We start from the raw sequence: 26,205 nt of genomic DNA, 5'->3' as shown, positions 1-26,205 counted from the left end.
CTTCAAACACATGTCGAGCTCGACCTCCACGACCCCAGGCTCCCTTGGCAGCAAGCTGCTGCGCAAAGGACGCGACTCCGTGCTGGGCATGGACCCGCAGAAGATCATCAAGAACTTCTTCGGAGCGAACTCCGGCATCACCATCGTCGTGCTGGTGCTCATCATGGTCTTCCTGCTGCGGGAGGGCGCAGGCTTCCTGGGCACCTACCATCAAGAGTTGGAGGTTTATCGCAAAGCGGGGCTCGAATTCTGCGACATCGCCGACACACCGCTCAAAGAGCAGCAACTCCTCACCAGTGCTCTGCGCCGCGCAAAGACGACGACAGATGCAGCGCTGAAAACGGCACTCACCGATGCTGAAGACGCTTTTGACACCGCGATCGAGCCTGCGGCGGAAATCCTGCTCGAGCTCAAAACACACGCCACCGAGACCAAAGAACTCGCCACCGAGCATCACACACTCGAAGCCGGTCGTCAGCAGCTCCTAGAGGCTGCTGCGGGCACGAGTGATGCGAAACATAAAGCAGACCTGCTCAAAGAAGCAGAGCTCTCCAAAGTCGATGCTCCGGACTATGCAGAACGCATCGCCACCATGCTCGAGCGGCGTGGAGAGCTCTCCCAGGCACTCACCGATTACACCACCGCGCTCGAGACGGCTGCTGCCACGCTGCCAGAAGCTGTCTCCGATGTGAAAAAGGCCGTGCCCGCTCATGTCGCCACCATTCGCAAGGCGACGGAGAATTTGCAAAAATGGTCCTGGGAAGAGCCCGTCTCGTATTTCACCGCCGTACGCAGTTTTTTATTCGGCAGTGCCTGGATCACCAACAGTTCCTGGCATGATATCTACGGTGTGGTGCCGCTATTGGTCGGCTCATTGCTCATTTCGCTCGTCGCTTTGCTCCTTGCCACGCCCATCAGCATCAGCGCGGCCATTTACACGAACCAGTTCGCCACGGATCGCGAAAAAGAAATCATCAAACCGGTCATCGAGTTCATCCAGGCCATTCCCAGTGTGGTGCTCGGCTTCATCGGAATCGCCGTGGTGGGGGATTTGATCAAAGGCATCAGCCAGTGGGAGCTTTTGAGCTGGGTGCCAGGCTTTCCCATCCAGGAGCGGCTGAATATCTTCAATGCAGGCTTCCTGCTCGCCTTCATGGCCGTGCCGACGATGTTCAGCCTCGCTGAAGATGCGCTCAACAACGTTCCCCGTGCTTATGCGGAGGCTAGCGACGCCCTGGGTGCCACGAAGCTGCAAACTGTCTTCCGAGTGATCGTGCCCGCTGCTCTCAGTGGCATCCTCTCGGCCATTTTGCTCGGGCTGGGCCGAGTCGTCGGAGAGACGATGGTCGTGCTGTTGGTGGCGGGGAACCGGATCGCCATTCCTGACTTTGGTGATGGTGTGGGCGTCATTTTCCAGCCTGCGCACACGCTCACCGGCATCATCGCGCAAGAGCTTGGTGAGGTATCACGCGGATCGAGCCACTGGCAGGCGCTCTTCATGGTGGGCATTCTTCTGTTCCTCATTTCCCTCGCTGTGAATGGCTGCGCCCGCGCCATCGCGAAACGCTTTGAGCATTCCAAGGCATGAAATCCTTTTTATGACGCCCAACCCATTTGCTGGAGACAACACACGCACACAGCGCCGCGAGGCTGCTGCGCGGTGGATGCTGCGTATTGGCAGCTACTTGGTCGTGGTGCTCACGGTGGCGATTTTTCTCTTCATCACGATCAAAGGCCTGCCACATGCCGTGAAGCCTGGATTCCTCACGGAGCTGACGAGCACGCTGCACGTCATCGAGACGAAAACGGGCGAATTCATTCAAACGGGCCCCGCAGAGGCCGATACGATCAAAAAACAGCTCGGAGAGGCCTTTGTGGGCGAAAAAACCATCTCCTACTCTGGTGGTGGCATTCTGGGGCCCATCGTCGGTACGGCGTTGCTCGTGCTGGTGAGCGTCAGCGTGGCCCTTTTCCTCGGTGTCTGCTGCGCTATCTACCTCAGCGAGTATGCGAAGAAGGGCAAATTCCTCGAAATGGTGCGTCTAGCCATCCTGAACCTCGCGGGCGTGCCTTCGGTCGTCTTTGGGCTTTTTGGACTCGGGGCCTTTGTGCTGACCGCGCCTGTTTTGACGGATGCGCCGGCGGATCGCGCGGTTTTCGTCATCCCACTCGGCTTTACGAATTTGAGTTTTCAGGGTTGGGACACTTGCGTGCTGAGTGGCGGCTTCACGCTGGCCTTTGTGATTCTGCCCGTCATCATCACAGCGAGTGAGCAGTGTCTGCAAGCCGTGCCGCAGGGATTCCGGGAAACGAGCATGGCGCTGGGAGCCACACGCTGGCAGACGATCTGGCGCAGCGTGCTGCCCTTTGCCACGCCGGGCATTTTGACCAGCACCATCCTGGGCATCGCCCGTGCAGCAGGGGAAACGGCCCCGATCATGTTCACCGCTGCATTGGCTTTCAAAGACAAGCTCCCGTGGCAAAAAGACCTGCCGCCACTGCCTGCGGATGCGGGCATGTTGGCGCAGTGGGAGCAGAGCGTGCAGCGCTTCCTCGGTATCTTCACGGAGAGCGTGCAGGCGCTGCCGTATCACATTTACACCTTGGCCGCGAAGATCCCGCAAAACGAATACTCCGAGCAGGCGCAGTATGGCAGCGTGTTTGTTTTCTTGGTGCTCGTAGCATCGCTCGCCGCCTCGTCGATCTGGCTGCGGGTTCATTTGAGAAAGAAATACAAATGGTGATTTCGTCCTCGTCCTCCTACTCGTCCTCGAATCTTCCGCTCCGCAAACACCCACCACGTCCAAACCTCCACCGACATGACTTTGCACCACTCGGACTCGATACTCCGCCTCGACACGCTTGGATCGAGGACGAGAACGAGTAGGAGGACGAGGACGAAGGTCTGCTCTCGATCCCTTTGATGTCTTCAGCCTCCCCCTCCAGCTCCAAACCCGCCCCTGTCGTGCATGTCCGTGACATGGATTTTTGCTATGGTTCCAAGACTGCATTGCATGGCATCAATCTGGCGGTCGAATATCACCGTGTTACGGCTCTGATCGGTCCTAGCGGCTGTGGCAAGAGCACGCTGCTGCGCTGCATCAATCGCATGAATGACCGTGTGGCGGGTGCCCGTGTCTCCAAGGGCGAGATCCTCGTCAAAGGCAAAAACATCCACGATGCGGATGTCGATCTGACGGTGCTGCGCAAGCAGGTGGGCATGGTTTTCCAGAAGTCGAATCCCTTCCCGAAGACCATTTACGAAAATGTGGCCTATGGCCTACGTGTGCATGGCGAGAAGGATCAAACCAAGCTCGATGCGGCGGTGGAGCGAGCGCTGCGCCAGGCGGCGCTGTGGGATGAGCTGAAGGACCGCCTCCAAGCACATGCGCTCGGTCTCTCTGGCGGTCAGCAGCAGCGGCTGTGCATCGCCAGGGCCATCGCGACGATGCCGGATGTGCTCCTCATGGATGAGCCGTGCTCCGCGCTCGATCCCATCGCCACACTGAAGATCGAGGAGCTCATCACGCAGCTCGCCCGTGACTACACGGTGGTCATCGTCACGCACAACATGCAGCAAGCCGTGCGCGTGAGCGACTTCACGGCCTTCCTACACCTGGGCAAGCTGATCGAGTTCGGTCCTACGGAAGAGCTCTTTACCAATCCCCGCGAGAAAATGACCGATTCCTATCTGCGCGGGACTTTCGGCTAACACGGATCATTTCTCGACCGGACGCAGCACCATGTTGCGGTAGTCGATGTTGGTGTGATCACCCTGGAGGTAGATGGGGCCGGGCTTGGTCTCATCACTGGTCATGGCGCCGCCGGTGCAGCCGAGCACGGGCTGGTTGTCGATGATGGTGGTGCCATTGAGGATGACGGTGAGGTGACGGTCTGCGAGAGTGATGTCGAGGGTCTGCCACTCGCCCTGGGGCTTCTCCGCAGCGACGGAGGGAGTGATGCGGCTGTAGAGAGCGCCCATGTGGTGGGAGTCCAGTTGCTTGCCGTAGCTTTCCATGATCTGCACTTCGTAGATGCCGCGCAGGTAGATGCCGCTGTTGCTGCCTTCTTGCGTGCGGACTTCGGTGCGGAGATTGAAGTCGGTGAACTCCGCATCCGTGCGCAGATTGGCGAAGTGTTTGCCCTTTTCCTTGGTGACACGGTTTTGCAGGATGCCATCCACCACGCTCCAGCCATTGTCGCCCTCTTTGAGCAAGCGCCAGCCAGTGAGGTCTTTGCCATTGAGTAGGGCAATGGGGTTGCCGAGCTTGAGCTTGGAGAGATCTGGTTTTGCGGGGATGTCAGCGATGCGTTGGCCGGTGAAATCTGCGGGCTGGCCGATCTGCTTGCCCTCTGGGTTGTGCTTTACGGTGGAGAGCTTCAGAGCATCGCCCTCACGAGTGGCGGTGATCGTTTCGCGGGTGATTTTGCCTTCTTTGTTCTTCTGCTCGCGGGTGACGACGAGTTTGCCATCTTCGAGACGTGTGGCTGCGGTAGGTACGACGCTACCACCACCCCAGAGGACGCTGGAGCTGAGCTGGCCACCCTTTTCCTCCACACCGAGCCAGCCTGCGCCGCCGCCAGGGATCTTCAGTGCCCAGCGTCCGGTGAAGGGAGTTTCAGCAAGAGAGAGCGTGGCGAGAGAGAGGAGAGCAGCGGTGGCAAAGGCGGTTTGTTTCATGGGTAAAAAAGAACGCCACGTCACCGTGGCGTCCTTCAAGGTGTTTTTGATGCCGATCACAGATACAAGTGATGGGCTTTCGAGGGCTCACCAGCCATACGGATTGTAGCTGGAGGGCTGGTAGCCGTAGTCATTGCTGTAGCCGTTGTTATACGGATTGCGGCAGGTTGGTGGCGCAGGTGGTGGGCAGGAGGGCTGCTGCTGGTAGCCGTAGCCATCATAGGCTGCGTAGGGCTGCTGATTGTAGCTGCGCTGTTGGCGGCTGTTTTGGATGGCAGAGCCGGCCAAAGCACCGAGTAGGCCACCGATGGCGGCACCCTCTAGGCCGCGGCGGCTTTGATTACCGATGATGCCACCCGCAGCGGCACCGATGAGGGCACCACCGACGGCACCATCTGAGCGGGTCGGTGAGCCATAGCCACCCCAGGTGCCGTAGTCATTGCCATACGGGGCGCAGGAAGTGAGGGTGAGCATGGCAAGCAGAGTGCCAGTGACGAGGTAGCGCAGGGAAGTGGATTTCATGGGCATGCGATTGGGTTGCGTGTGCTGTGACGGCACCCTTCGCACTTCATTCAAAAATTTTTTCTGCGTGGCTTTACACCGGGCGTTTCGCCAGTGCATCGCGGATGATTTTCAGCACCTGCTCACGCTCTGCTCCAGCCAGGGGCAGTCGCGGCTCACGCACCCACTCGGCACCCAGGCCGGTCTCTTGGCAGAGGAGCTTGATGTATTGCACGAAGTGCACATGCGTATCGAGCTTCATCAGCGGCTGACTCCAGCGGTAGAGCGTGCGGCACTCATCCCAGCGCCCGGCTTTGGCCAGATCCCAGATTTTTTGGTTCTCCTGCGGGAAGGCGATGCCGCTGCCGCAAACCCAGCCGTCGATGCCGAGGATGGCAGACTCCAGGAAGAGATCATCCACACCGGTGAAGATGCGGTAGCGGTCGCCTGTTTGATTGCGCAGCTCGGTGATGCGGCGTGTGTTTGCGCTGCTCTCTTTGATAGCGTGCAGATTCGGGATGTCTGCGAGCTCCACGAACATCTCCGGCGTCACATCGGTGTGGTAGCCCACGGGATTGTTGTAGAGCATCCAGGACAAGGGGGTGGCCTTTGCGAGTGTGCGGAACCAGTGCGCCGTCTCGCGTGCATCACTCTTATAGACCATCGGCGGCATGATCATGAAGCCGGATGCGCCCAGCTTTTCGCAGTCCTGCATGTAGCTCACTGCAGCCTGGGTGCTGGATTCGGCGACGCCACTGATCACTGGCACGCGACCAGCCGCCACGGCGACGGCGTGCTTCACGACCGTGCGTTTTTCATCGGGCAGGAGGGTCTGGTTTTCTCCGAGAGATCCGCAGACGATCAAGCCGGCCACTCCGGCCTCGATCTGTGCCTCCCAGAAGTGTGTACAAGCCGGGAGGTCCAGGGATTGATCCTGGTGCATCTGCGTGACGACGGCCGGGAACACACCGGACCACATGGAGGAATTCTGATTCATGAGTGGACACACTTGTGCGAGGAAGGAGGTGGGCTCTTGATTGCTTTTTTGTCATGAACCTGCCAAATCAGCCAATTCATGGACTCAGACGCCATTTTCATCGACCGCGACGTCGCAGAGGCACTCTTCGATGCATTGCCCGATGTGGTCTTTTTCATCAAAGACGCCTACGGGCGCTATCTTGTCGTGAACAAAGCCTTTGCGGCACGCTGCGCAGGTGGGGACAAAGCGCGGCTCATCGGCAAAAAACCTGCCGAGGTCTTCCCCGCGCCGCTAGCAGCCAGCTACACACGCCAGGATGAGCTCGTGCTCAAAAGTGGCAAACAGGTGGAACATCAACTGGAGCTGCATCTTTATCCCGGTGGCCGTACGGGCTGGTGTCTCACCACCAAGCACCCGCTGCGTGATGCCGCAGGCCGTATCACCGGTGTCGCAGGCATCTCACGCGATCTGAATGCCCCTAGTGACAAAGCTACTGGCTACGCCGAGCTCGCCTCCGCGCTGCATCTGATGCGCCGCCGGTTTGCCGAGAGTCTGCGCATCGAGGACATCGCTCAAAAAGCTGGCCTCAGTGTGTATCAGTTCGAGCAGCGTGTGCAGCGCCTCTTTCAGATGAGCCCGCTCCAGCTCCTGCATAAGCTGCGGCTCGATGAAGCCACGCGTCTGCTGTGTGAGACAGATCGCTCGCTCGCAGACATCGCCATCGAGACTGGCTGGTGTGATCAGAGTGCCTTCACACGGCACTTCACCCGCTACGCTGGCATGTCGCCGGGGAAATTCCGCCTCATGTCGGCTCCGCGCTGCGGGCCTGCTTCTTGACCATCTTGTACACCAGCCAGCCGGCGATATTGATCACCGCTAGAGCCGCCAGGAGCTGCACCATCGACTGCGCTAGGTCCTTTTTGCCCAAACCACTCCCCACCAGAGAAAAGGCCACATTCAGCGGCAGATAGCCCAGCAGCGTGCCCAGCAAAAAGCGGCTATGGCGCACCGGCGTCATGCCCAGCAGCACATTCAGCACCAGACCGGGCACCATGAGCTGCCGCACCCAGAACACGCGCATCACACTCGGCTTGCGCAGCATTTTTTCAGCCACGGCCACTTCTCCGCACGCGATTCCGCCGCACGGCGGAATCCATGCCGCGAGAGCAAAAACGCCCCCATACGAGCCGCAGGTCGATCCCAGCAGCGAGATCACCAAACCCTCGCCAAACCCGAAAATCAGCCCCCCAGCCGAGCAAAAGGCCAAGCGTGGCACCCCCAGCATCACGCAGCCCGCACAGGCCAGAAAAAACAAACCGTGTGCTGCTAGGCCATACTCACGCATCATCGTCTTCCACACCTGCACATTCTCGATCCAGGCCCGCACCGGCGTGAAATGCGCCAGCGCCAGAAACGCCGCCACCATCACCACCGCTAGCAGCACCTGCCGAGTCTCTTTGCCAAAAGCGCGGCTCGTCTCCTGCTCCAAGGCATCAGCGCTGGAGGCATCGAGTAGGGAGTCTTCGTCTTCCATAGGCATTTACTTCAGCATCCAAAGTTTGGAGTCGCTGCGCACAAAGATCGCCCCATCAGCGATGGCGGGCGTGGTGAGCACGGTTTCCTTCAGCTCGATCTCCTGCGTCACCTTGCCCTCTGGCTCCACACTCGGATCGATCGTCTGGAAAATGCCGCGCTCGTTCACGATGTGGATGCGATTTCCTGCTGCCACGGGAGATCCGCTAAAGGGGCCCTTCAGTCGCAGCTTCCACAGCTCGTCACCGTTTTTCAGGCTCGCCTTGATCAGCACGCCGGCACCATTCACGACGTAGAGATGATCACCGAGCACCAGCGGGCTCGCGGTGCCGGGATTGAGCTTCTCATGCCGCCAGAGCTGCGTCACTGCGCCATTCTCCGGTGAGAGTGCCGTGATGCCGTGTGACACCGCGTAGAGCACACCATGGCTCACCACACTGCTCGGCGTCGTGCTCGCACCATCCGCATAGTCCCACATCGTCTTGCCAGTGCCTGGATCGACTCCGAGGATGCCCTTGCTCGACTGCAAAGCGACGACGTTGTTCCAAATCGTTGCGCTGGACCAGTTTGCGGCCTTGGGGCGGTCCAGTTTCCATTTATTGCGACCAGAGGCCACATCCAGCCCAGCCGCGAAGGATTCGCTATCATTCTCACTTTGCACCACCAGCGTGCCATCCAGCACCACCGGACTCTGCGCCATGCCTAGGCTGTTGCTCGCATTCGCGTAATCATAGGTGAGGCCACGCAGCCAGAGCAGATTCCCATCCAGATCGAATGCGAACAGGTCATTCGATGAAAATAGTGCGAACACACGCTCCCCATCGCTGCATGGCGTCGCCGCAGCCACGCTGGTTTTCGGATGCGTCATGGTGCGGCCTGTGCTGCGCATGCTGCGCTCCCATTTTTTCTTCCCACTCGCCACATCGAAGCAAAAGACATGCAGCGTCTCCTGCTCTGGCCCGCTAGCGCAGGTCACGAAGACACGCTGACCGACGATGATCGGTGCAGAGAGCCCACGCCCTGGCAAATCAGCCGTCCACGCGATTTTGAGCTGCTCCGCAGGCACCGCAGCCTCCGTGGACACCGCCGTAGCACCAGGCCCGCGGAACTGGAGCCAATCCGCATGCGCAGATGTAAAGGAAAGGGAAAGGAGGGAGAGAAGGAGCTTCTTCATGACCTCACTGTGTAAATCCACGGCGCACCCTGCGCAACCCCCCACACGCAGCGCGGAGCCATGAGGCTCGCATGAGGAATCGACTCAGAGTCCTGAGTTAGTGTTTAAGCAAAGGAGGCCGAAAGCCAAAGATTGACTTTTCTGGGCAAAAGTCCTAGATGATCACAATTATTTCCAATTAAAACAATTAGCTTATGAAAAATACGTCCTTCGTGCAAGGCCTCGTGCCCACTCTTGTTGCGCTGCTTCTCAGCGGTCACTCTGCTATGGCGGTGTCCATGCTCCATACGACAAACTGGAGCGCTCTGGACAATACCAATCCGTATGTGGTAGAGGGTGCGAACTGGGACAGCGTGGGGTTCATTAATTGGACTTCGACGGCACCTGGAAATAGCACCTACAGTGGCACTGGCACACTTGTACCATCCAATGTGCCGGGGCAGTTCAAATTTCTCACGGCTGCGCACAATGTGGATTCGGAAAATGGCGCAGGCGGAACGACGCCAAATGGCATCATGGACGCCCTCAGCTTCACGATTTACTTTGGAGATAACACAGGTGCGGATGGATCCACCGCCTCGGCCACGGTGGTGGTGCCTGCGGCGAATATCACGGTACATCCTTTTTGGCAGAATGGCGACGGTGCAGGTTTAACCGCATCTGCCTCGCAGTACGACTTAGCAGTCATGACGTTCGACCTGACGAATGTGACAGGCACGCTGCCCTCCACCCTCGGCATCTCTACGACTAGTCCCATCGGACTGGAAGGAACGATGGTGGGCTACGGACAATGGGGCAGCGGGCAGACGTTTTCGGGTCAGGCCTCTGCCGGTCTCCGCCGTGCGGGCAAAAATATGATCGATGTGGCAGGGACGACGGCTTCTGATCCTGCCAATCAGGGCATAACAATCCAATCAGATTTTGATGGACCTGCGGGGGAGGGTCATACCACCGGTACGAATGTGGCGCTAGCGCTCGAGTCCTCCACGGCTGGTGGTGACAGCGGTGGCCCATTGATCGCTAATGGCTTGATCGTCGGTGTGCTGAATGGCGGCTTCCCTGGCACGGGAGCTCCGCTTTCGCAGTATGGTGATCGCAGCGTTTGGGCACCACTTTACACGCCCACGAACACAAGCTTTCTCACCACTGCAGGTATTGCCCTCGGCGCTGTGCCTGAGCCGGCCCGAGTTTGCCTGTTGGCCCTCGCCTTCGCTGGCATAGGTCTCCGCCGCCGTCGTCCTGTGAAGGTGATTGACTGCGAATGATCATGAAAGCATTCTTTTCACGCCGATCGTCCCTTTGCGGCACAATCGGCTTTTTATTCGGAATGGCAGGCTGTTTTGCAGTTGATGAAAGTGCATGGATTTTTTCGTCATGGAAGGCTGATGGCGCGGACATGGCCATTCCAGCAGGCGTTTCGGCTTCGATCCTCTTTGATGGCAAAGGCGGAGTGCATGGTGGATCGGGTGTGAACAGCTTTTCAGGCGGTTATTCGCTCAAGGGTCATGTTTTGACATGGACGATGCCGTTTCGCTCGACACGCCGGGCGGGTCCGCCGGCTCACATGGCGTTTGAGCAGCAGTTTCTGACGATCCTTCAAGCCTGTGAAAAGCTTGTGGAGGATCAAAACCTCACACTCAGCGGCCCCAAAGGTGAATTAGTTTTTAGGCGGGAAAAGTGAAGTTGTTGCCTCAAAGTGCTCGTCTCCAAAAGATATGTTCCTCGGGCAGAAGAGACTCTGGGTGGATGCGCTCGGCGATTTGAAATGCACGGGCGGTTTCCGTTTGTGACATAGCGAGCAAGCCGGCAAGCACGGCTTTTTCTCCCGTAGAGAAGTCAGCGGTATTTTCAATGTCACGTGCGAGGCGGATCGCGAGAGGCAGATCATGCAGGCGAAAAGCCTTCAATGCCTGCAAGAGCCGCATTGGAGAGCTGGAGGCACTTTGAGGCAGGTTGGCATCTATAGCCTTCAGTGTGGTTTCTACTTCCTCACCACGGAGAAGCCGCATGTAATCATGCTTTTTCATGGCACCTGGATCATTCGGACGCAGCGCATAAAGCCGACCTGAAATGTCTGCTAAGGCCTGCGAATCCTTTAAAGTCGCCGCAATCTGCCAGCACTTCTCCAATATAGCTGGCTCGCCTTGGGTGGTTGGTTTTGCGAGCTGGCGGAGGGCGGTGAGAGCTAGATCAAGCATTCCCCATTCCTCCGCGAGGGCAGCAGCACCTTGCAGAGCCAAGACGTTGCCCTCTGAAACACCGAGGCGAGTGCCCTCTTCCAGATGGTGGCGTGCTTCTTGGGGGTAGTCCGGCTTGAGGTGATGCGTGGCGAGTGCCCGCCAAACGGCAGCCCGTGATGGGGCCAGCGGCAGGAGCCGGGCCTTATCCTCAACAAGGTCCAGCAGCTCCTTCCAGCGCTTTTGTGCCACGAGAGCTTGCGCTTTCAGAGGATACACATCGCCAGGGTGCAATTTCGAGCCGTCAGCCACGAGCGTGTGATACCGTGCATATTCGCCCTCGGTGATCAGCCACGAGGCCAGACGTGCACGAATGGCCGCACCACGGCCCTCATGTCGTGCGGTCTCACTTTGGAGCAATGCCTCACGGCGTGAGGGTTCGAGCCGCATGAGAGTCGAAATAAGAACCAGCCTGTCTTCTAGGGGAAGACGTTCATGACGCTCCGCCATCGCGAACAATTCATCCGCTTCGCTCTTTGTGAGTGACGGACGGTGGGCGAGCACGCGGCATGATTGCAAGCCGGTTAGGTCTGTACGTGCAGCCAGATCAAGAAGCTGACGTGTGGCGGATTGTTGCAATTCAGGGAAAGGAGCTCCCTGGTGCCTTGCTGCGAGTCGCATAGAAATCTCAGGATCATCTTTGAGCCGCTCTAGCAGCGATCGTTCAGCTATCATAGCCTCCTGCATGCGGCCTTCTGCCACGAGGAGGTCGATCTCAATCTCTCTCGCTTGTTTGCTATCCCTCAGTGTGGATGGAAGCCTGTCCCAGGCGCTGCGGGCATCACGGATCTCACCGATGGCATGGCAAGCCATGCTCATCCACAAATCATCCATTGGCTGGGCATGGCCCGCAGCATGGAGATTTTTCAGAGTTTTTACCAGCAGCTCTGGTGACGTGCGCGTGCCCGTCAGATAGCCTGCCACTATGCGAAGAAATGCCGGATTTGTTTTTTCTTCTGCCTGCACCTGCTCAATCGCATGACGTGCCTCTTCCCAATCTTCCCTCTCGATGGCCTGTGAGGCTTTTTCGATATAATGGCTGGCTCCGCGGAGACTGCCGAACTCAAACCGCATCGCCACCAGCCCAAGCAGGCCCAGTGTGAGCAAGACGACCATCCAGCGAACTGTGCGCCCGAAGGAGGAAAGGCGGTCATTCTTGTTGGTGATCAGCGCCAGTGGGCGATGCCACCAGTGCTTTTTCGAATTTGGCGGAGTCTTCATTCGCAGGATTCTTGGGGGATGAAGACTCTTTGGGAAGGAAGAGTGGAAAGTCATGCTACGATTCAGAACCGCGCAACAAACGGACACTCAGCCTCCTGAGCCGAGCGTGACGCCTACGGCGGTGGCTTTTTCATGAAGGGTGGCTTTGCGGCCGAGATCCTCTTCTAGCCGCGAGATGGCGTAGCGGACGTGTGCGGCGGTCTCGATGCTGCCGCCGAGTAAACCGACGAGATAACCGATCTCACGATCACTCTCGGGGTCAGATTCCTTTGTCGTGGAGGGTGGGGAAGGAGTGAACCAGCTCCAGAGCATGAGGATGAGCCATCCGATGACGATGAGCGCAGAGATGATGGTGAGAGCGACATTCATGGCGGCGTGTTTTTACCGGCAGGCAGCGGCGGTGTCTGGTGGAATTTCCCGCTGATATTCTCCTCAGGGCAGTGGAGTGCGTTCGATGTCTGTTGGGTTGATCCAGTTCGCTTTCACGGGTTCACCGCGCATGAATTTCTCGTAGAAGCCGACGTTGGGCTTGGAGGCGTGTTCGTATTTGTCGAAGAGCTCGCCTTTGCCATCCATGCGTGGATCGCCTTGGGTTTGGAGCTCGGTGTGGAGTCGATCACGCAGTGCCGTGGCGCGGGCATCAGCAGGGCGGTTTTTGACGAAGTCGGGATCGGCTTTGAGGTCGTAGAACTCCAGCGCGGGCCGTATGCCGAAACAGAGCTGCCAAAAGGGATCGCTCGGGTTCTTGCGATGTGCTTCGAGGATGAAGCTCTTCGTCGCTCCGGCGTCGCAGTCCATGTAGCCCGTCTCGGGATTGCCACCGGGCCAGCGTGTGGGCTCGAAGTTCTCGATGAGCACGTTTTCATGCGTGAGAATGGCGCGGATGGGGTAGCCCCAGTCGTTCGGTCGGCCTACATCGGTGCGTTCTTTGCCGAGGAGGACGTGATCGCGGGTGTGGGCGGGTTTGTTGGCAAAAAGATCGGTCAGGCTGCGGCCGGGGCTCTGGGCCATGCCAGTGTCACTCCACTTCAAACCGGCGATTTCGATGAAAGTGGGCGCTAGATCGACGAAGCTCACGAAATCATCAATCACGCGGCCTGGGGCAGTGATGCCCTTTTTCCACATGGCGGCGAAGGGGACGTGATTGGCCTGTACATTGGCGTTTCCTTTGCTGCGTGGGAATGGCATGCCGTGATCGGCGGTGACGATGACGAGGGTGTTTTCCAGTAGGCCACGTTTTTCGAGCTCGGCGAGCATGCGGCCGACATGCGAGTCGAAGTACTCGACCTCAAAGGCGTAATCGAGCATGTCATTGCGGATGATGTCATTGTCGGGCCAGTAGGCTGGGACGTGGTCGATGTCGGTGAGCTTTTTACCGCCTTTTTTGACACCGCTGCCGAACTCATAGCCACGATGGGGCTCGATGGAGCCGCACCAGAAGGCCCAGGGCTGGTCTGCGGGTGCTGCATCCAGGAAGTCAGCGAAATTCGCTGCGTAATCGTTGTTTCCGATCTCGGAGGTCGGTGGTTTGGCTTTGCGCTTGTTGTAGGCTTTGCCGGTCATTTCGCGTGGTTTGCCGCTGGCGTCTTTGGCGACTCCGGGGCCCCAGCCTTTGGTGGTGTGGCCGACATTCCAGCCTTTTTCGGCCAGGGCTTCTCCCCAGCCTTTGAACTCGGGCGGGAAGTAGCAGATGTGATTGGCGGCTTCTTTGAGCTGCCAGGAATTCCGACCTGTGAGGATGCATGCGCGGGAGGGTGCGCACTTGGCGTTCGGTGTGTAGGCGTGTTTGAAGAGCAGGCCATCCTTTGCCACACGGTCAAAGTGCGGTGTTTTGACCCAAGGTGTGCCGTAGGCACTCGCGTGGGGCCCCCAGTCATCCGCGATGGCGAAAAGGATGTTTGGCCGCTCGGCGGCGAGGACTGGGAGAGCGAGCAAAAAGACGGTGAGGAGTGATTTCATGTGATCTGGGACATGAACTCATTGCTGGACCTCGATCTTGCGGCTTGCCGCTTCTGTTAGAAGCTGACCATGCCGCCGAGGTAGAAATTGCGGCCATAGGCGGGATCGATGCCGTCATTGCGCACACGGGCGTAGTAGCTCTCATCAAAGAGGTTATTGATGCCGGCCATGAGAGTGAGGTTTTTATGCACTTTCACTTCGGCGGTGAGATCCCAGGTCATGTAGGCGGGGATTTCGAAGGCGGCAGCGGCGGCATCCTGCGCATTGTGATCTGCCACGAAGGTGCCGGTGAACGCGATCTTGACCTTATCGCCGCGTTTGTAGATGAGGCCGGTGCGGATCATGTAGTCGGGTGCGTATTGCGGCGTGTTGCCATCGAATGGACCACCGTGCAGCTGGGCCTGCAGCAGGGAGGCATTGGCGTAGAGATTGAGGCTATGGCCGCGCTCCACATCACGTCCGGCGAGCTTGTCCGCGAGGGCGATGAGGTCCATATCCACTGCGCCATCCCAGCCGTAGTTGATGCTGCGGCCGACGCTGCGGAGCTGCCCACCACCGACACCGAAGCGGTTGTCCATGTCGATGAAGAAGAGGCTCGTGTCGTAGCTGAACCACTTCACCGGACGACCACGGGCTCCGAGCTCGTAACTCCAGGTCAGGCTGGGTGTGGCATCCGTGGCGGTGAGGCCCGGCTGGGCGACGATGGATTCCGTGAAGACCGTGGTGCGGTAGCTCTGTGAGACGTTCGCATACAGCATGCTGTCGCGCCCCAGGTCGTAGGAAAAACCGATGCCGAAGAGCGGCTGCGCCTCTTCTTTGACCTTGCCCGTTTCACCCGTGAAAGCGCCAGTGAGGGGATTGAAGTTCCGTGAGTGGACCTGCTGGCGGATCAGCTCCATGCGGAAGCCCGGTGTGACGCTGAATTTGCCGAAGGTGAATTTATTCTCCGCAAAAACGCTGCCGTAGGTCGTCTCACGCGTGGAGTCGAGGAAGAGATTCCCGTCTTCGGCATCGGGGGTGAAGCCACGACGATCCTCACGCGGTGAGTAGGCGTAGTAGAACTGCATCCCAGCGGCCAGGGTGTGCTTCTCACCCCATGCCTCCCAGTCGTGGCGCACACGCGGCTCGATGCCAAAGGTGTAGAACTGCTGCTGCTCGATGTTGTTGGTCGTCGTCAGTGGCATGATGCCGAATCCACCGCCGGTCTGGCGCTTGCTCCAGCGCTCGTAGAAGCCACCCCATGACTTCACACTCAGTTCAGTACCTTCTTTGATTTTATGTTGGAGCTCGGCGCTGGCGGCGTAGCGCTTCAGCCGGAAGCGGTCGTGCAGACGAGTAGTGGCGGAGGGATTGCTGGCGAAGGCGGCCTGGGTGAGCCCACCTGGCTCGCCGTGCTCTTCTTCATACAGGTCCAGATTGAAAATGAGCCGCGTGTCTTTGCTGAAATCGTACACCAGCTTGGCATTGCCGCCGTCGAGTCGGTAGTCGCTGTTATGGTCGCGGAAGCCCTCGCTGCTGCGGTGGTTGTAGTAGCCGTAGTAGCCCAAGTTCCCGATCGTGCCGTCTGCTGCCGTGTAGCTGGAGAATAGATTATCCGTGCCGAAGATATTCTGCGTGCGGAAGCCGAACTGGCGATCACGCGATGGCATGTTGGTGATGTAATTAAAGGCACCGCCTGGCTGTGGGCCATACATGAGCGATCCGCCGCCGCGCACAAAGTCGATCCGGTCCACCACATCGAGCGGTGGCGTGTAATAAGCCTCTGGGTAGCCGAATTGGTCGGCGTGGATCGGGATTCCATCCTTCATCACCTGCATGAACTGGAAGCGGTGTGGCTCCCCTAGCCCGCGGTAGCCCACACTCACTAGTGGCGTCGTTTCCTCTGAAAAAAGCAGCCCCGGAGTCGAGGACAGCGCTTGGCGGTAGTTATTTGCCTGCACCTTCGGCAGTGCATCGAGATCGATCACTGTCGCACGCTTGCCAGAGTAGATGCGAGTGCCCTCGACGGCCTGGGGGAAGGGTAGTTGGACTTTGGCCTCCTCCTCCGACTCTGCCGTGATGACGGTTTCCTCCAGCTCTGTCGCTGCTAGGTCCGCCAGGACTCGTAACCTCGCCTGCTCACGGTCGGCGATGATGAAGTCGGTCGCCTCGCCGGGGAAGAACTGCGCGTGAGAGGCCACAACGAGGCCCAAAAAGGCCGCGAGGGCCAAAATGGGGCCGAAACGAGCCATGGAGGCTGGTGAAACGGAGCGAGCGGGGAGGTGCATGGGTTTGATGATATTGAGATTCTGTCGCAGTAGAGGCAGAATTAGCACCTCGGATGGGCGCCGCAAGTTCTTTTTTGCGACAGAGTCTCAATTGCAATTTGACGGCGCAGACTCCACACGCATCATTCTCGCCCGCTACACAACTTTGGTGTAAAAAAAGCCCTCGCAGCCCACCATTCTCCCGTCCCCACTCGCCTCACCCATGTCTCAGGCCGTCACCCCACCTCCAACTACCCTCGCATGGCGAATCCGTTCGCTACTGCAGGAGGTGCCCGTGGGGATGTGCTGGCTCTTGGGGTTGAGTGGTAGCTTTTTGGCCGTCGGTATCACCGGCATGGCTGCGGTGGATGTTCCACCCTTCACCCTACAAAGCCACTACGTAGAGCCAAAGATCGAGGAACTGCCGCTCTGGGATGCACCGATGGCAGAGCTCACGACGCAAGAAGAAGACTCTAGCGAGCCATCGACGGAGGAAATCCCCACCGAGGTGCCCAGCGAGCTCACTGAGCTGCCAGAGGCCCCACCGCTCGATCTCGATCTGCCGGAAATCGCAGAGGCACTCACGGAAAAAGACATCTTTGCCATCCCCACGGCCCCAAAGATCGAAAACGCCCTCCGACCCATCGAGCCCGAGTACAAGCCCCGGCCCCGCCCGAGCCCTACCCCGCGAAAAAGCAGTTCCACAGCCTCGCGCAGCGCTTCCAGCTCCACCAGCAAGGGCGGAAGCCCAGGTGGCTCTGCGGGCGGCTCCTCAGGTGGCACCCGCCGCATTAGCCAGTCTTCGCCACCCTATCCCTCCTTTGCCAAAGCTGCCCGCATGCAGGGCACGGTCAGTCTGGCCATCACCTTTGCCCCCAGTGGCTATGTCTCCAGTGTCCGTGTCACCGGCACCAGTGGATACAGCGCTCTGGATCAGAGCACCGCCGATTATGTGCGGCGGAATTTCCGCGCCACACCCTCCAGCTCCTCCAGCACCTACAGCAAGCGCTTCACCTTCCGCCTCCGCTGAGTCACCATGCTCCACCTGCCATCTCCCATGCTCGCCAACATCGTCATCGACTTCATCCACAAAGGCGGCCCGATCATGTGGCCGATTCTCGTCGTGGCTCTGTTTGCCATCTGTGTCTTTGTAGAGCGGGTTTTTTGGTGGCTACGCCTTGCCGCGAAGCGTGATTCAAAGCGGCTCGAAGCCGTGTATGAAGCCCTGGAGGCCGGAAATCTCTCCTCTGCGGTCTCGCAGTCCAAAGACAGCACCGACCCCGTCGTGCGCATGATCCATCACGGGCTGAATCACCGCTTCTCCAGCATGCAGGGTGCGCTGGAAGTCGCCGCTGGGCAGGAGCTACGTGATGCAGGCCGCTTCCTCAGCGCCATGGACACCATCGTCACCCTCGCCCCGCTGCTGGGGCTCATGGGCACCGTCACCGGCATCATGGGCAGCTTCACCAGCATCGGCAGCAGTGAGCTGGCCGTGGAAAAAGTCACCGGCGGCATCGGTGAGGCCCTCATCGCCACCGCAGCCGGCCTGGGCATCGCCATCGGCACCCTCGTGCCCATGAATTACTTTCACAGCCGCCTCGCAGCCCTCAAATTCGACCTCGAAGCCGCCGCGAACAACGTCCTCATCCTAGCCGCTCAGCACGGCTTCGATAAAACCGGCCCCAAAACCGGGAACTGAGAACTGCGAACCGAGAACGCCTCCGTGAAGCTCCACTCACCACTCCCCGAAAAAAAGACCCGGCTGGAAATCATCCCGCTCATCGACGTCATGTTCTTCCTCCTGGCCTCCTTCATGATGGTCAGCCTCACCATGACCAAGCAGCAGACCATCAAAGTCGATCTGCCCATCGCCTCCGCCGCGCAGGGCGATTTCAAGCCCGACATGGTCAATCTGGCGGTCGATGCCAAAGGCGATCTTTTCTCCAATAAAAGCCCCGTCACACTCCCGCAGCTCGAAAACGAGCTCGCCACCCGTTTTGCGAAAAACAAAGCCACACCCGTCTATATCAGCGGCGATGTGAACACACGCTTCGCAGACATGGTGAAGCTCCTCGACATCGTCAAACGCACTGGCTTCACCAAAGTGGCCTTCAACGTCAAACCCGCCGCACCCGCCGCCGCGAAGTAACATGAAGCGCTTCCTCAACACCCTCATCGTCCTCGTCTCGCTCGGACTCTGTGCCGTCTGCGTCGTGCAATGGGTGCGAGAGGACCGCCTCCGTGGCCATATCAGCGACTTGGTGAAGAAGCTGGAAGCCGAAAATGCACTCCGCATCGACGGCGAGCGCAAAATCGCCGAATACGCCAAAGAAATCGAGCGCCTCACCGCACTCCGTGCCGAAGTCGAGGCCAAGCTCCTCGTCGTCACCGAGGAACTGAACGCCACCCGCAATGACAGCGCCGCCCGCGGCATCACGCTGGCCCTCTTCCTCGCCGAGCGGGCGGAAATGCAGGGCAAGCTCGCCGTTTACGAATCCGCCGTTGGTAAGAGCAGCACCGCGCTCAAAGAGCATAACAGCGCCGTCGCCGCGCAGAACGACGCCATCGCCAAACAAAACGCCATGCTCAAAACCCTCACCTCCGAGCGTGATGCCGCCATCACCAAGCTCAACGCCCGCACCCAGGAATTCAACGAACTGGTCGAAAAGTACAACAAGCTCACCAAGAGCCGCTAAAGGGCATCCATCCACTTTGCAAAGTCCACCAGACTCCCGCGCCGCCATGATTCGCCATACCGTCGTCTTCCGCCTCAAGCACGCTCCTGGCTCCGATGCCGAGCGTGATTTCCTGCATGCAGCCTGCCTCCTGGCGGCTATTCCGGGAGTGCAGCGCTTTGAGTGCCTGCGGCAGGTCAGTCCGAAGAATGCCTTCACCTTCGGCCTCTCGATGGAGTTCGCCGATGCGGCAGCTTACTCAGGCTATAGCGATCATCCAGAGCACACCGCTTTTGTGCAGCAGCGCTGGCTACCAGAGGTGGAGGACTTCATGGAGATCGACTACGTGCCGCATGTGCCGTGAGGCAGGGCCTACGCACCAAATTGATGCGATTGTACGGCTGGAAATGAGGACAGGATTAACAAGATTTTCAGGATTATGCAGGATTAACGGCATGTAACTTGATAGCGGCTTAACATCAGCAAGGGCAGAGCTTTGAAATTGCCGCGACCACACCGAGTTACCCAGGATAAAATCCTGCATAATCCTGTAATCTTGTTAATCCTGTCATCTGCTTGATATGTTCCAGGTTCACTTCGCCATTTCATACGTAAGCCCTGGCCGTGAGGGGAGCTGCATCGTCGCAGATGGCTACTTCAGCGCCGCATACACGCGGTGCACATCATCGTGACCATCCAGTGCTTGGAGGAAGTTTGTGACCTCTTCACGCTGCTCATCGGTGATCTCAGGGTATTCCTTCGGCACGTAGGCCATTTCAGAGCTCGTGATCTGCCAACCCACCGCTTTGAGTGCCTTTGTCACCGCATCCAGGCTCGTCGTCGGAGTGAAAAAACGTGCCCCGATGTGTCCGGCGAATTCTTCGTCCTCGATCTCCATCGGCTCCACATTATCCGCCTCTGCCTCCAGTGCGGCGACTTCGATGTCCAGCGACTTATCCGCATGATGCGCCTCGATCTGGCCCACATGGTCAAACATCCACATCACCTTGCCCATGCTCCCCGCGCGGAAGAGCACCCGCACCTCGGAAGACGTGCGGTTATTGTTATCCGTGAGGCATTCCACGATCACAGGCACGCGGTGTGGAGTGAATCCTTCATAAATCACCGTCTCAAACTGCACCGCATCCGCACCCGTGCCGCTGCCTTTCGCGATCGCACGCTCGATGGTGTCCTTTTGAGACACTCTGCTTCCGGGCATTCACCAGCGCAGCGGCCAGTCGGGGATTGAACTCGGGATGAGCACCGCCCAATCGCACGGAGACCTGGATTTCACGCACCAGCTTGCCCACGATCTTGCCTTTTTGGTCTGCGGCGAGTTCACGCCATTTTTGTTTCCATTGTGCGCCCATGTGATGTGTCTCTCAGAGTGTAGTTGTAGTGAAAAGGGATCACCATAGAAGAAAGGCCCGCGTGGAATGCAAGGCTCACAGCAGCCCTTGAGAAGCACCGAGGCTCAAAAAACTCGGTTTTCCCGCTGGGGCGTTTTTCCCGATCCACATCCTTGACCATCTGCGCCCTGTCCGTCAGCATCGCGGGCCATGAAACGCCTATTCCTCACCGCCGCTGCTCTTTCCACGCTCGTCATGACCTCAGCGTCAGCGGGTGAAAACTACCTCGTTTACTTTGGGACCAATACGAATGCCAAAAATGGCTCCAAAGGCATCTACGTCGCTCGTTTCAACAGCAGCAGCGGTCAGCTCACTCAGCCAGAACTCGCCGCCGAGGCCGGAAATCCCGGTTTCTTGGCCATCCATCCCTCCAAAAAGTATCTTTTCGCCATCGGTGACGTCACTGGGCCAGATGGCAAAAAAGGCGGCGGCATCAGCTCCTTCACCATCGACTCTGGCAGCGGCCGACTCACGCTCATCAATCAATCCAGCGCTGTCGGCAATGGGCCCTGCCACGTCAATGTCGATGCCAGCGGGAAAATGGCCGCTTTGGCCAACTACGGCAGCGGCAGCGTCGCCTCCTACTCCATCAGTGCCGAGGGCAAGCTCAGTGAGCCCGCCAGCTTCATTCAGCATGAAGGCAGCAGCATCGACCCGAAGCGCCAAGCCGGCCCGCATGCCCACAGCGTCAATTTCAGCCCAGATAACCGCTTCGCCTTCGCCTGCGACCTCGGGCTCGACAAAGTGCTCATCTACAAAGTCGATCCTGCGAGCGGCAAACTCACGCCAAACGACCCCGCTTTTGCCAAAACGCCCGCAGGTGGTGGCCCGCGCCATCTCGCCTTTCACCCTAGTGGCAAATTCATCTTCGTGAACAACGAAATGGCCATGACGGAGACCGTCTTCGCCTATGACGCCGCCACAGGAGCCATGACCGAGATCGAGACCGTCTCCACGCTGCCAGAGGCAGATCGCGGCAAGCCCGGCTTCAGCACCGCAGAGACCCTGGCACATCCGAATGGCAAAAACGTCTATGTCTCCAATCGCACGCATGACACCATCGCCGTCTTCGCCTGTGATCCCACCACTGGGAAGCTCACCCTCCTCCAAAATGTGCCCGTCGAAGGCCAGATCCCGCGCAACATCTGCCTCGATCCCACCGGCAAATGGCTCATCGCTGCGCATCAAAACAGCGGCACCGCCGCCCTCTTCAAAGTGGACGCGGAAAGCGGCAAACTCACCTTCACCGGCACCAAAGTCGAAGTCCCCGGCAGCATCTGCGTGCGCTTCCTAGCCGTCGAGTAAAGCTCATGCGCTACCTTTCGCTCGTCCTTGCTCTGTTTCTCGGTGCATGCGCGGCCCCGATCCATCAGCCATTGGTGGAACGCCAACCGGGCACACTGCGCATGGTCACCTGGAATGTGAACTGGGGCGTATCTTTTCCAGATCGTGTCGCAGCGTTTTTGCGTGCCTCCCAGGCGGATGTCATTTGTTTGCAGGAGACGAATGCTGAGTGGGAGGCAACGTTGGCACAGCGCTTGAGCGATTTGTATCCGTTCCGCGTCTTTCGTGAATCCGAGGGGCGGATGGGTGGAGGGCTGGCCTTCCTTTCGCGCATCCGTGGCCGAGAGGTGTCCTATATTAGATCCACGACTGGGTGGTTCGATGCCTGGATCATGTCTTTCCATCATGCGGGGCGTTTGGTGCCCGTGCTCAACGTCCATTTGCGACCACCTGTCAGTGAATCTGGCAGTGCTGTCACAGGCTATGTGACGACAAACGATGACCGCGAAGCAGAAATCATCCGCTTTGCGAAGCATCTCGATCCAAATCAGCCCAACATCGTATGCGGGGACTTTAACGAGTCACCACGCGGGCTCGCGGTGCAATGGCTGGAGAAGCGTGGCATGCTCAATGTGCTTTCCCAGTTCGATTCACGCTCCCCGACTTGGGAGTGGCCGACATCCATCCTCACACTACGCCGCCGCATGGATCATGTGATGGTGCAGTCACACGCATGGCGCTGCCAGAACGCACAAGTCGTGCGCATCCCTGCTTCGGATCATTTTCCGGTCGTCGTGGACTTAGCGCTGCCCGGAGCATAGCTGGGCGCTATTTTGACTTGGTGCGGGCTTCTAGCGTCTTGGTGAGGGCCGTGACGGCATCGTGCGCAGCGGCCTCATAGTGCTGGCGGAGCATTTTGGGATTGGCGGCGTATTCTTCGATCTTGGCGTATTGATTTTTCGCCATCGTTTCATTCGAGTGAATGAGCTTCAGCACCTTTTTGGGGTCATTGCTCTGGAAATAGGTCTCCACGTAAACCACGGGCGAGTGTGTGTTGCCGAAATTCTTCTGCAAACCATGGCGAACGACGGTGGAGACGAGCTTCCATGGGGCAGCGGGATTGTCCGTCAGGCGGGTTTGGAAGAAGGGCACCGTTTTGAGAGATGTCGCGAGCTCTTTGCTCACCATTTGATTCACATCGGTAGGCACTGTTTGAGCGATGACGTCGGAGACGGGCTTATGCTGGTTACTTTTGACCTTTTCGGCGGCTCCCACGACTGTCGCCGCGATCACGCCACCGATGATGCCGCCTGCAAAGCCGCTCATGAAGCCGATGGTGCCTGCGGATGCATTCGAGGTGAAGGTGGGCTGCATGTAGGCTTTTTCATTCTGTGCGGTGGCCGGCAGATGAATGGAGGTCATCTGCTCCCGTTGCTTTTTGCTCAATCCAGCGCAGCTGATGAGGTGTGCGCAGGTCGTGATGGTGATGAAGAGGCGGCTGAATTTTTTCATGCGCCTGCTTTCAATCAAAAATCACTTCTCATGACAAGCGCAAAGGTGAGGGCGGCGTGCCTTGGCAGTAAAGGTTCGTGGAAAAGTAAAACTTCCCCCTCGCGGCGGCGTTTGGTAAAACTACACCGCCATGAATACGCTCCTCACTCCTGCCCCTGCCTCCAGCCGCCGCCGATTCCTCTCCCGTAGTGCCCAGGTGGCTACGGCGGGGCTTTTTGGTCGTGCTTTTGCTGAAACTGCACCTGCTGCTGCTGGGTTGCCCTCCGAGACACTGGTCACGCAGCTCTACAAAACACTCGATGACACCCAAAAGGCCGCCATCTGCCTGCCCTGGAGTGATTCCCGCCGCCAGAAGGTGGATAACAACTGGCACATCGTGAAGCAGCCCATCCGTGATGTGCTCAAAGCGGACCAGCAGGCCATGGTGCGTGAGATTTTCGACAAACTGCACAGCGATGAGTACAAGACAGAGGTGTGGAAGCAGTTCGATCACGATAACAAAGGCGATGGCGGCTTCGGCAGTGCCTCGATCGCACTCTTTGGTGAGCCGGGGACGAATCAGTTCGAGTTCGTGCTCACAGGCCGCCACTGCACCCGCCGCTGTGATGGAGATAGCGAGCGCGGAGCGGCTCTGGGCGGCCCCATCTTCTACGGACACGCCGCAGGCAGCTTCAATGAGAAGCCGGACCACGCGGGCAATGTCTATTGGTACCAAGCCAAGCGTGCGAACGAGGTCTTCGCCGCGCTGGATGGTAAGCAGCGTGAAAAAGCCCTGCTCGACTCCTCCCGCCAGGAAAAGGGCAATCTCACCGTCGAGCTCACGGGCAAGACCAGTGGCCTGGAGGGCCTACGCCTCGCGGACATGACAGCGGATCAAAAGGGCCTCGTTCGTGGTGTGCTCTCCGATCTGCTGAAACCCTTCCGCAAGCATGATGCCGATGAGGCGATGCAGTACATCGAAGCCGCTGGCATCGACAATCTGCACATGGCCTTCTTCAAAAAAGGCGACCTCGGCAACGACGGCGTGTGGGATGTCTGGCAGATCGAAGGGCCGAATATGGTCTGGTTCTTCCGTGGGGCACCCCACGTCCACTGCTGGGCCCACATCCGCGACAAAGCGGCCGCGTAAGTTCATCTACGGTAGCGCACCAGCATGGGGTGCTTCACCTGCATGGCACAAAACTCACAGCAGCGAGCTCTGGAGCGACGCTTGCTCTTTCCACGGCATCGGCGACACTCGGCGCTCTTTTTCCCCCGGCTCCCCGCATGTCTTTCGAACTCCTCGCCACTGATCCCACGTCTCTCGCACGCCGTGGGCGGCTGACGACGCCGCATGGCGTGGTGGAGACACCCATTTTTATGCCGGTAGGCACGCAGGGCACGGTGAAGGGGGTGCACCCGGATGAGCTACGGGCGCTGAACTCCCAGATCATCCTGGGAAATACCTACCACCTCTTTGTACGGCCTGGGATGGAGATCATGCAGGCGGCGGGCGGCCTGCATGCCTTCTCCAACTGGGACCGACCCATTTTGACAGATAGCGGCGGCTTCCAGGTCTTCTCACTGGCGAAACTGCGCAAAATCAAAGAAGAGGGCGTTCACTTCCAAAACCACCTCGATGGCACGCCGATGTTCATCGGGCCGGAAACGAGCATGGAGATCCAGGCGACGCTAGGATCGGACATCGCGATGCTTTTTGACGAATGCACGCCTTACCCCTGCGAGGCCAAGGAGGCCGAAAAAAGCCTCGATTTGACCCTCCGGTGGGCCAAGCGCTGCCGGACCTGGATTGACCAAAATCGGCCGCAAACCGGCGGCGGGGCGCAGCAGCACTTCGGCATCGTACAGGGCAGTGTGTATGAGGATTTGCGCAAAAAATCCGCCCGTGAGCTGGTGGCGATGGGTTTTGATGGTTACGCCATCGGGGGGCTCAGTGTGGGCGAGCCGGAGGAGGACATGATGCGCATCGCCGAGTGGGTGACACCGCTGCTCCCGGCGGATCAGGCCCGCTATGCGATGGGCCTGGGCACGCCGCCGCAGGTGGTGGAGCTGATCGCACGCGGGATCGACATGTTTGACTGTGTTTTGCCCACGCGGCTGGCGCGGAATGGCACCGCCTTCACCCATGAGGGCATGATGAACCTGCGGAATGCCTGCTATGCGAAGGATTTCCGTGACCTAGCCGAGGACACGCATCCCCTGTGCCGGGGCTTTTCCAGGGCCTATATCCGGCATCTCGTGCAGGCTCAGGAGATCATGGGTTTGCGGTTGATTTCTCTGCATAACCTGCATTTCTACGCGTCCCTCACGTCCAGGGCACGTCAAGCGATCGAACAGGGTTGTTTCGCCGAGTTTCGGGCGGAGGTCCGTGCCCGTTACAAAACCTCCTCAGCCTCCGACCTTTCTTCATGACAGTCCAGACCCTCTCGCATGCCCTTTTCTTCGCACAGGCTCCTGCTAGCCCGGCACCAGGGGGTGGACTTTTTGGCAATCCATTGACCATGATGGTCCTCATGATCGTGATGATGTACTTCATCGCCATCCGTCCGCAGCAGAAGCGGATGAAGGAGCACCAAGCGCTCGTCGCCAGTGCGAAGGTGGGCGACCACGTCGTCATGGAATGCGGCGTGCATGGCATCATCACCAGCCTCAAAGAGCGCACCGTCATGGTCCGCATCGCCGATAACGTCAAAGTCGAGTACGAGCGCACCAAGATCGCCGCCGTGACGAAAAAATCCGACGTCGTCGAGGCCTGATTCCCGCCCCGTATTGCTCCTACCATCCTTTTAGCTTT

Annotated in this window: 26 protein-coding genes and 1 pseudogene; 16 read left to right on the top strand and 11 right to left on the bottom strand. The window is 58.7% G+C overall.

From position 1 onward, the window contains the following. Positions 1-10 precede the first annotated feature (10 nt). The 3 genes from pstC to pstB all read left to right on the top strand — a co-directional run bounded on the left by pstC (position 11) and on the right by pstB (position 3,712). Positions 11-1,588 (top strand): phosphate ABC transporter permease subunit PstC, encoded by a 1,578-nt coding sequence (gene pstC / locus IPK32_20910; protein MBK8094351.1) that lies wholly within the window; start codon positions 11-13, stop codon positions 1,586-1,588. 10 nt (positions 1,589-1,598) lie between these two features. Further along, complete coding sequence (gene pstA, locus IPK32_20905) at positions 1,599-2,744, top strand: phosphate ABC transporter permease PstA (GenBank protein MBK8094350.1); 1,146 nt, start codon at positions 1,599-1,601, stop codon at positions 2,742-2,744. A gap of 179 nt (positions 2,745-2,923) precedes the next feature. Continuing rightward, positions 2,924-3,712: a phosphate ABC transporter ATP-binding protein gene (gene pstB, locus IPK32_20900; protein ID MBK8094349.1), complete on the top strand. Its 789-nt coding sequence runs from the start codon at positions 2,924-2,926 to the stop codon at positions 3,710-3,712. Between the two features lie 6 nt (positions 3,713-3,718). Here the strand turns inward: pstB and IPK32_20895 are convergent, their stop codons facing one another. The 3 genes from IPK32_20895 to IPK32_20885 all read right to left on the bottom strand — a co-directional run bounded on the left by IPK32_20895 (position 3,719) and on the right by IPK32_20885 (position 6,161). Then, the gene (locus tag IPK32_20895) at positions 3,719-4,681 is read right to left on the bottom strand and encodes a DUF1080 domain-containing protein (protein ID MBK8094348.1); all 963 of its coding nucleotides are present in this window, start codon (positions 4,679-4,681) and stop codon (positions 3,719-3,721) included. An 87-nt stretch (positions 4,682-4,768) separates the two neighbouring features. Next, the gene (locus IPK32_20890) at positions 4,769-5,155 is read right to left on the bottom strand and encodes a glycine zipper 2TM domain-containing protein (protein ID MBK8094347.1); all 387 of its coding nucleotides are present in this window, start codon (positions 5,153-5,155) and stop codon (positions 4,769-4,771) included. Positions 5,156-5,276: 121 nt separating this feature from the next. Next, the gene (locus IPK32_20885) at positions 5,277-6,161 is read right to left on the bottom strand and encodes a dihydrodipicolinate synthase family protein (protein MBK8094346.1); all 885 of its coding nucleotides are present in this window, start codon (positions 6,159-6,161) and stop codon (positions 5,277-5,279) included. A 96-nt stretch (positions 6,162-6,257) separates the two neighbouring features. Between IPK32_20885 and IPK32_20880 the strand changes: the two genes are divergently transcribed. Continuing rightward, the gene (locus tag IPK32_20880) at positions 6,258-6,998 is read left to right on the top strand and encodes an AraC family transcriptional regulator (GenBank protein MBK8094345.1); all 741 of its coding nucleotides are present in this window, start codon (positions 6,258-6,260) and stop codon (positions 6,996-6,998) included. On the opposite strand, the gene IPK32_20875 is transcribed toward IPK32_20880, so the two are convergent. Together IPK32_20875 and IPK32_20870 are read right to left on the bottom strand one after the other, a co-directional pair. Continuing rightward, positions 6,964-7,695, bottom strand: a complete 732-nt coding sequence (locus IPK32_20875) for a TVP38/TMEM64 family protein (protein ID MBK8094344.1) — start codon at positions 7,693-7,695, stop codon at positions 6,964-6,966. The genes IPK32_20880 and IPK32_20875 overlap by 35 nt on opposite strands. 6 nt (positions 7,696-7,701) lie before the next feature. Then, positions 7,702-8,868, bottom strand: coding sequence for a PQQ-binding-like beta-propeller repeat protein (locus tag IPK32_20870; protein ID MBK8094343.1), 1,167 nt, complete (start codon positions 8,866-8,868; stop codon positions 7,702-7,704). Positions 8,869-9,062: 194 nt separating this feature from the next. On the opposite strand from IPK32_20870, the gene IPK32_20865 reads away from it, so the two are divergent. Next, entirely contained in the window at positions 9,063-10,133 is a 1,071-nt protein-coding gene (locus IPK32_20865) for a PEP-CTERM sorting domain-containing protein (protein ID MBK8094342.1), read from the top strand. A 2-nt stretch (positions 10,134-10,135) separates the two neighbouring features. Then, complete coding sequence (locus IPK32_20860; GenBank protein ID MBK8094341.1) at positions 10,136-10,549, top strand: META domain-containing protein; 414 nt, start codon at positions 10,136-10,138, stop codon at positions 10,547-10,549. Positions 10,550-10,559: 10 nt separating this feature from the next. Here the strand turns inward: IPK32_20860 and IPK32_20855 are convergent, their stop codons facing one another. The 4 genes from IPK32_20855 to IPK32_20840 form a co-directional block, all read right to left on the bottom strand. Next, the gene (locus IPK32_20855; GenBank protein ID MBK8094340.1) at positions 10,560-12,326 is read right to left on the bottom strand and encodes a hypothetical protein; all 1,767 of its coding nucleotides are present in this window, start codon (positions 12,324-12,326) and stop codon (positions 10,560-10,562) included. 87 nt (positions 12,327-12,413) lie between these two features. Then, on the bottom strand, positions 12,414-12,695 hold the full coding sequence (locus tag IPK32_20850) for a hypothetical protein (protein MBK8094339.1): 282 nt from the start codon (positions 12,693-12,695) through the stop codon (positions 12,414-12,416). Positions 12,696-12,758: 63 nt separating this feature from the next. Further along, the gene (locus tag IPK32_20845; protein MBK8094338.1) at positions 12,759-14,285 is read right to left on the bottom strand and encodes a sulfatase; all 1,527 of its coding nucleotides are present in this window, start codon (positions 14,283-14,285) and stop codon (positions 12,759-12,761) included. Positions 14,286-14,341: 56 nt separating this feature from the next. Beyond that, positions 14,342-16,552, bottom strand: a complete 2,211-nt coding sequence (locus IPK32_20840; GenBank protein MBK8094337.1) for a TonB-dependent receptor — start codon at positions 16,550-16,552, stop codon at positions 14,342-14,344. 202 nt (positions 16,553-16,754) lie between these two features. On the opposite strand from IPK32_20840, the gene IPK32_20835 reads away from it, so the two are divergent. From IPK32_20835 to IPK32_20815, 5 genes are read left to right on the top strand one after another with little or no spacing between them, the layout of a single operon-like run. Beyond that, complete coding sequence (locus tag IPK32_20835) at positions 16,755-17,561, top strand: TonB family protein (protein ID MBK8094336.1); 807 nt, start codon at positions 16,755-16,757, stop codon at positions 17,559-17,561. A 15-nt stretch (positions 17,562-17,576) separates the two neighbouring features. Beyond that, positions 17,577-18,230 carry a MotA/TolQ/ExbB proton channel family protein gene (locus IPK32_20830; protein MBK8094335.1) on the top strand — a complete coding sequence of 218 codons (654 nt, stop codon included), beginning with the start codon at positions 17,577-17,579 and terminating at the stop codon, positions 18,228-18,230. A gap of 24 nt (positions 18,231-18,254) precedes the next feature. After that, positions 18,255-18,680: a biopolymer transporter ExbD gene (locus IPK32_20825; protein MBK8094334.1), complete on the top strand. Its 426-nt coding sequence runs from the start codon at positions 18,255-18,257 to the stop codon at positions 18,678-18,680. 1 nt (position 18,681) lies between these two features. After that, the gene (locus IPK32_20820; GenBank protein MBK8094333.1) at positions 18,682-19,227 is read left to right on the top strand and encodes a hypothetical protein; all 546 of its coding nucleotides are present in this window, start codon (positions 18,682-18,684) and stop codon (positions 19,225-19,227) included. A 46-nt stretch (positions 19,228-19,273) separates the two neighbouring features. Then, positions 19,274-19,570, top strand: a complete 297-nt coding sequence (locus tag IPK32_20815; GenBank protein MBK8094332.1) for a Dabb family protein — start codon at positions 19,274-19,276, stop codon at positions 19,568-19,570. A 288-nt stretch (positions 19,571-19,858) separates the two neighbouring features. On the opposite strand, the pseudogene IPK32_20810 reads toward IPK32_20815, so the two are convergent. Further along, positions 19,859-20,576, bottom strand: a pseudogene (locus IPK32_20810) (YebC/PmpR family DNA-binding transcriptional regulator). A 189-nt stretch (positions 20,577-20,765) separates the two neighbouring features. Here IPK32_20810 and IPK32_20805 point away from each other — a divergent pair. Both IPK32_20805 and IPK32_20800 read left to right on the top strand, forming a co-directional pair. After that, positions 20,766-21,920: a lactonase family protein gene (locus IPK32_20805; protein ID MBK8094331.1), complete on the top strand. Its 1,155-nt coding sequence runs from the start codon at positions 20,766-20,768 to the stop codon at positions 21,918-21,920. Positions 21,921-21,994: 74 nt separating this feature from the next. Beyond that, positions 21,995-22,720 (top strand): endonuclease/exonuclease/phosphatase family protein, encoded by a 726-nt coding sequence (locus IPK32_20800; protein MBK8094330.1) that lies wholly within the window; start codon positions 21,995-21,997, stop codon positions 22,718-22,720. Between the two features lie 7 nt (positions 22,721-22,727). Here the strand turns inward: IPK32_20800 and IPK32_20795 are convergent, their stop codons facing one another. Then, positions 22,728-23,411 carry a hypothetical protein gene (locus tag IPK32_20795; GenBank protein MBK8094329.1) on the bottom strand — a complete coding sequence of 228 codons (684 nt, stop codon included), beginning with the start codon at positions 23,409-23,411 and terminating at the stop codon, positions 22,728-22,730. A gap of 130 nt (positions 23,412-23,541) precedes the next feature. Here IPK32_20795 and IPK32_20790 point away from each other — a divergent pair, with 130 nt between their 5' ends. From IPK32_20790 to yajC, 3 genes are all read left to right on the top strand, one after another. Further along, a complete protein-coding gene (locus IPK32_20790; GenBank protein ID MBK8094328.1) occupies positions 23,542-24,540 on the top strand; it encodes a DUF3500 domain-containing protein in 999 nt (332 codons plus the stop codon). Between the two features lie 137 nt (positions 24,541-24,677). Beyond that, a complete protein-coding gene (gene tgt / locus IPK32_20785; GenBank protein MBK8094327.1) occupies positions 24,678-25,823 on the top strand; it encodes a tRNA guanosine(34) transglycosylase Tgt in 1,146 nt (381 codons plus the stop codon). After that, on the top strand, positions 25,820-26,167 hold the full coding sequence (yajC, locus tag IPK32_20780) for a preprotein translocase subunit YajC (protein ID MBK8094326.1): 348 nt from the start codon (positions 25,820-25,822) through the stop codon (positions 26,165-26,167). Before tgt ends, yajC begins: the two co-directional genes overlap by 4 nt. Positions 26,168-26,205: the final 38 nt, after the last annotated feature.

The sequence above is a fragment of the Verrucomicrobiaceae bacterium genome, assembly GCA_016713035.1.
Taxonomy (GTDB): Bacteria; Verrucomicrobiota; Verrucomicrobiia; order Verrucomicrobiales; family Verrucomicrobiaceae; genus Prosthecobacter.
Note: the sequence above shows the minus strand (reverse complement) of the source record. Positions and strands in the feature narration are given on the sequence as shown.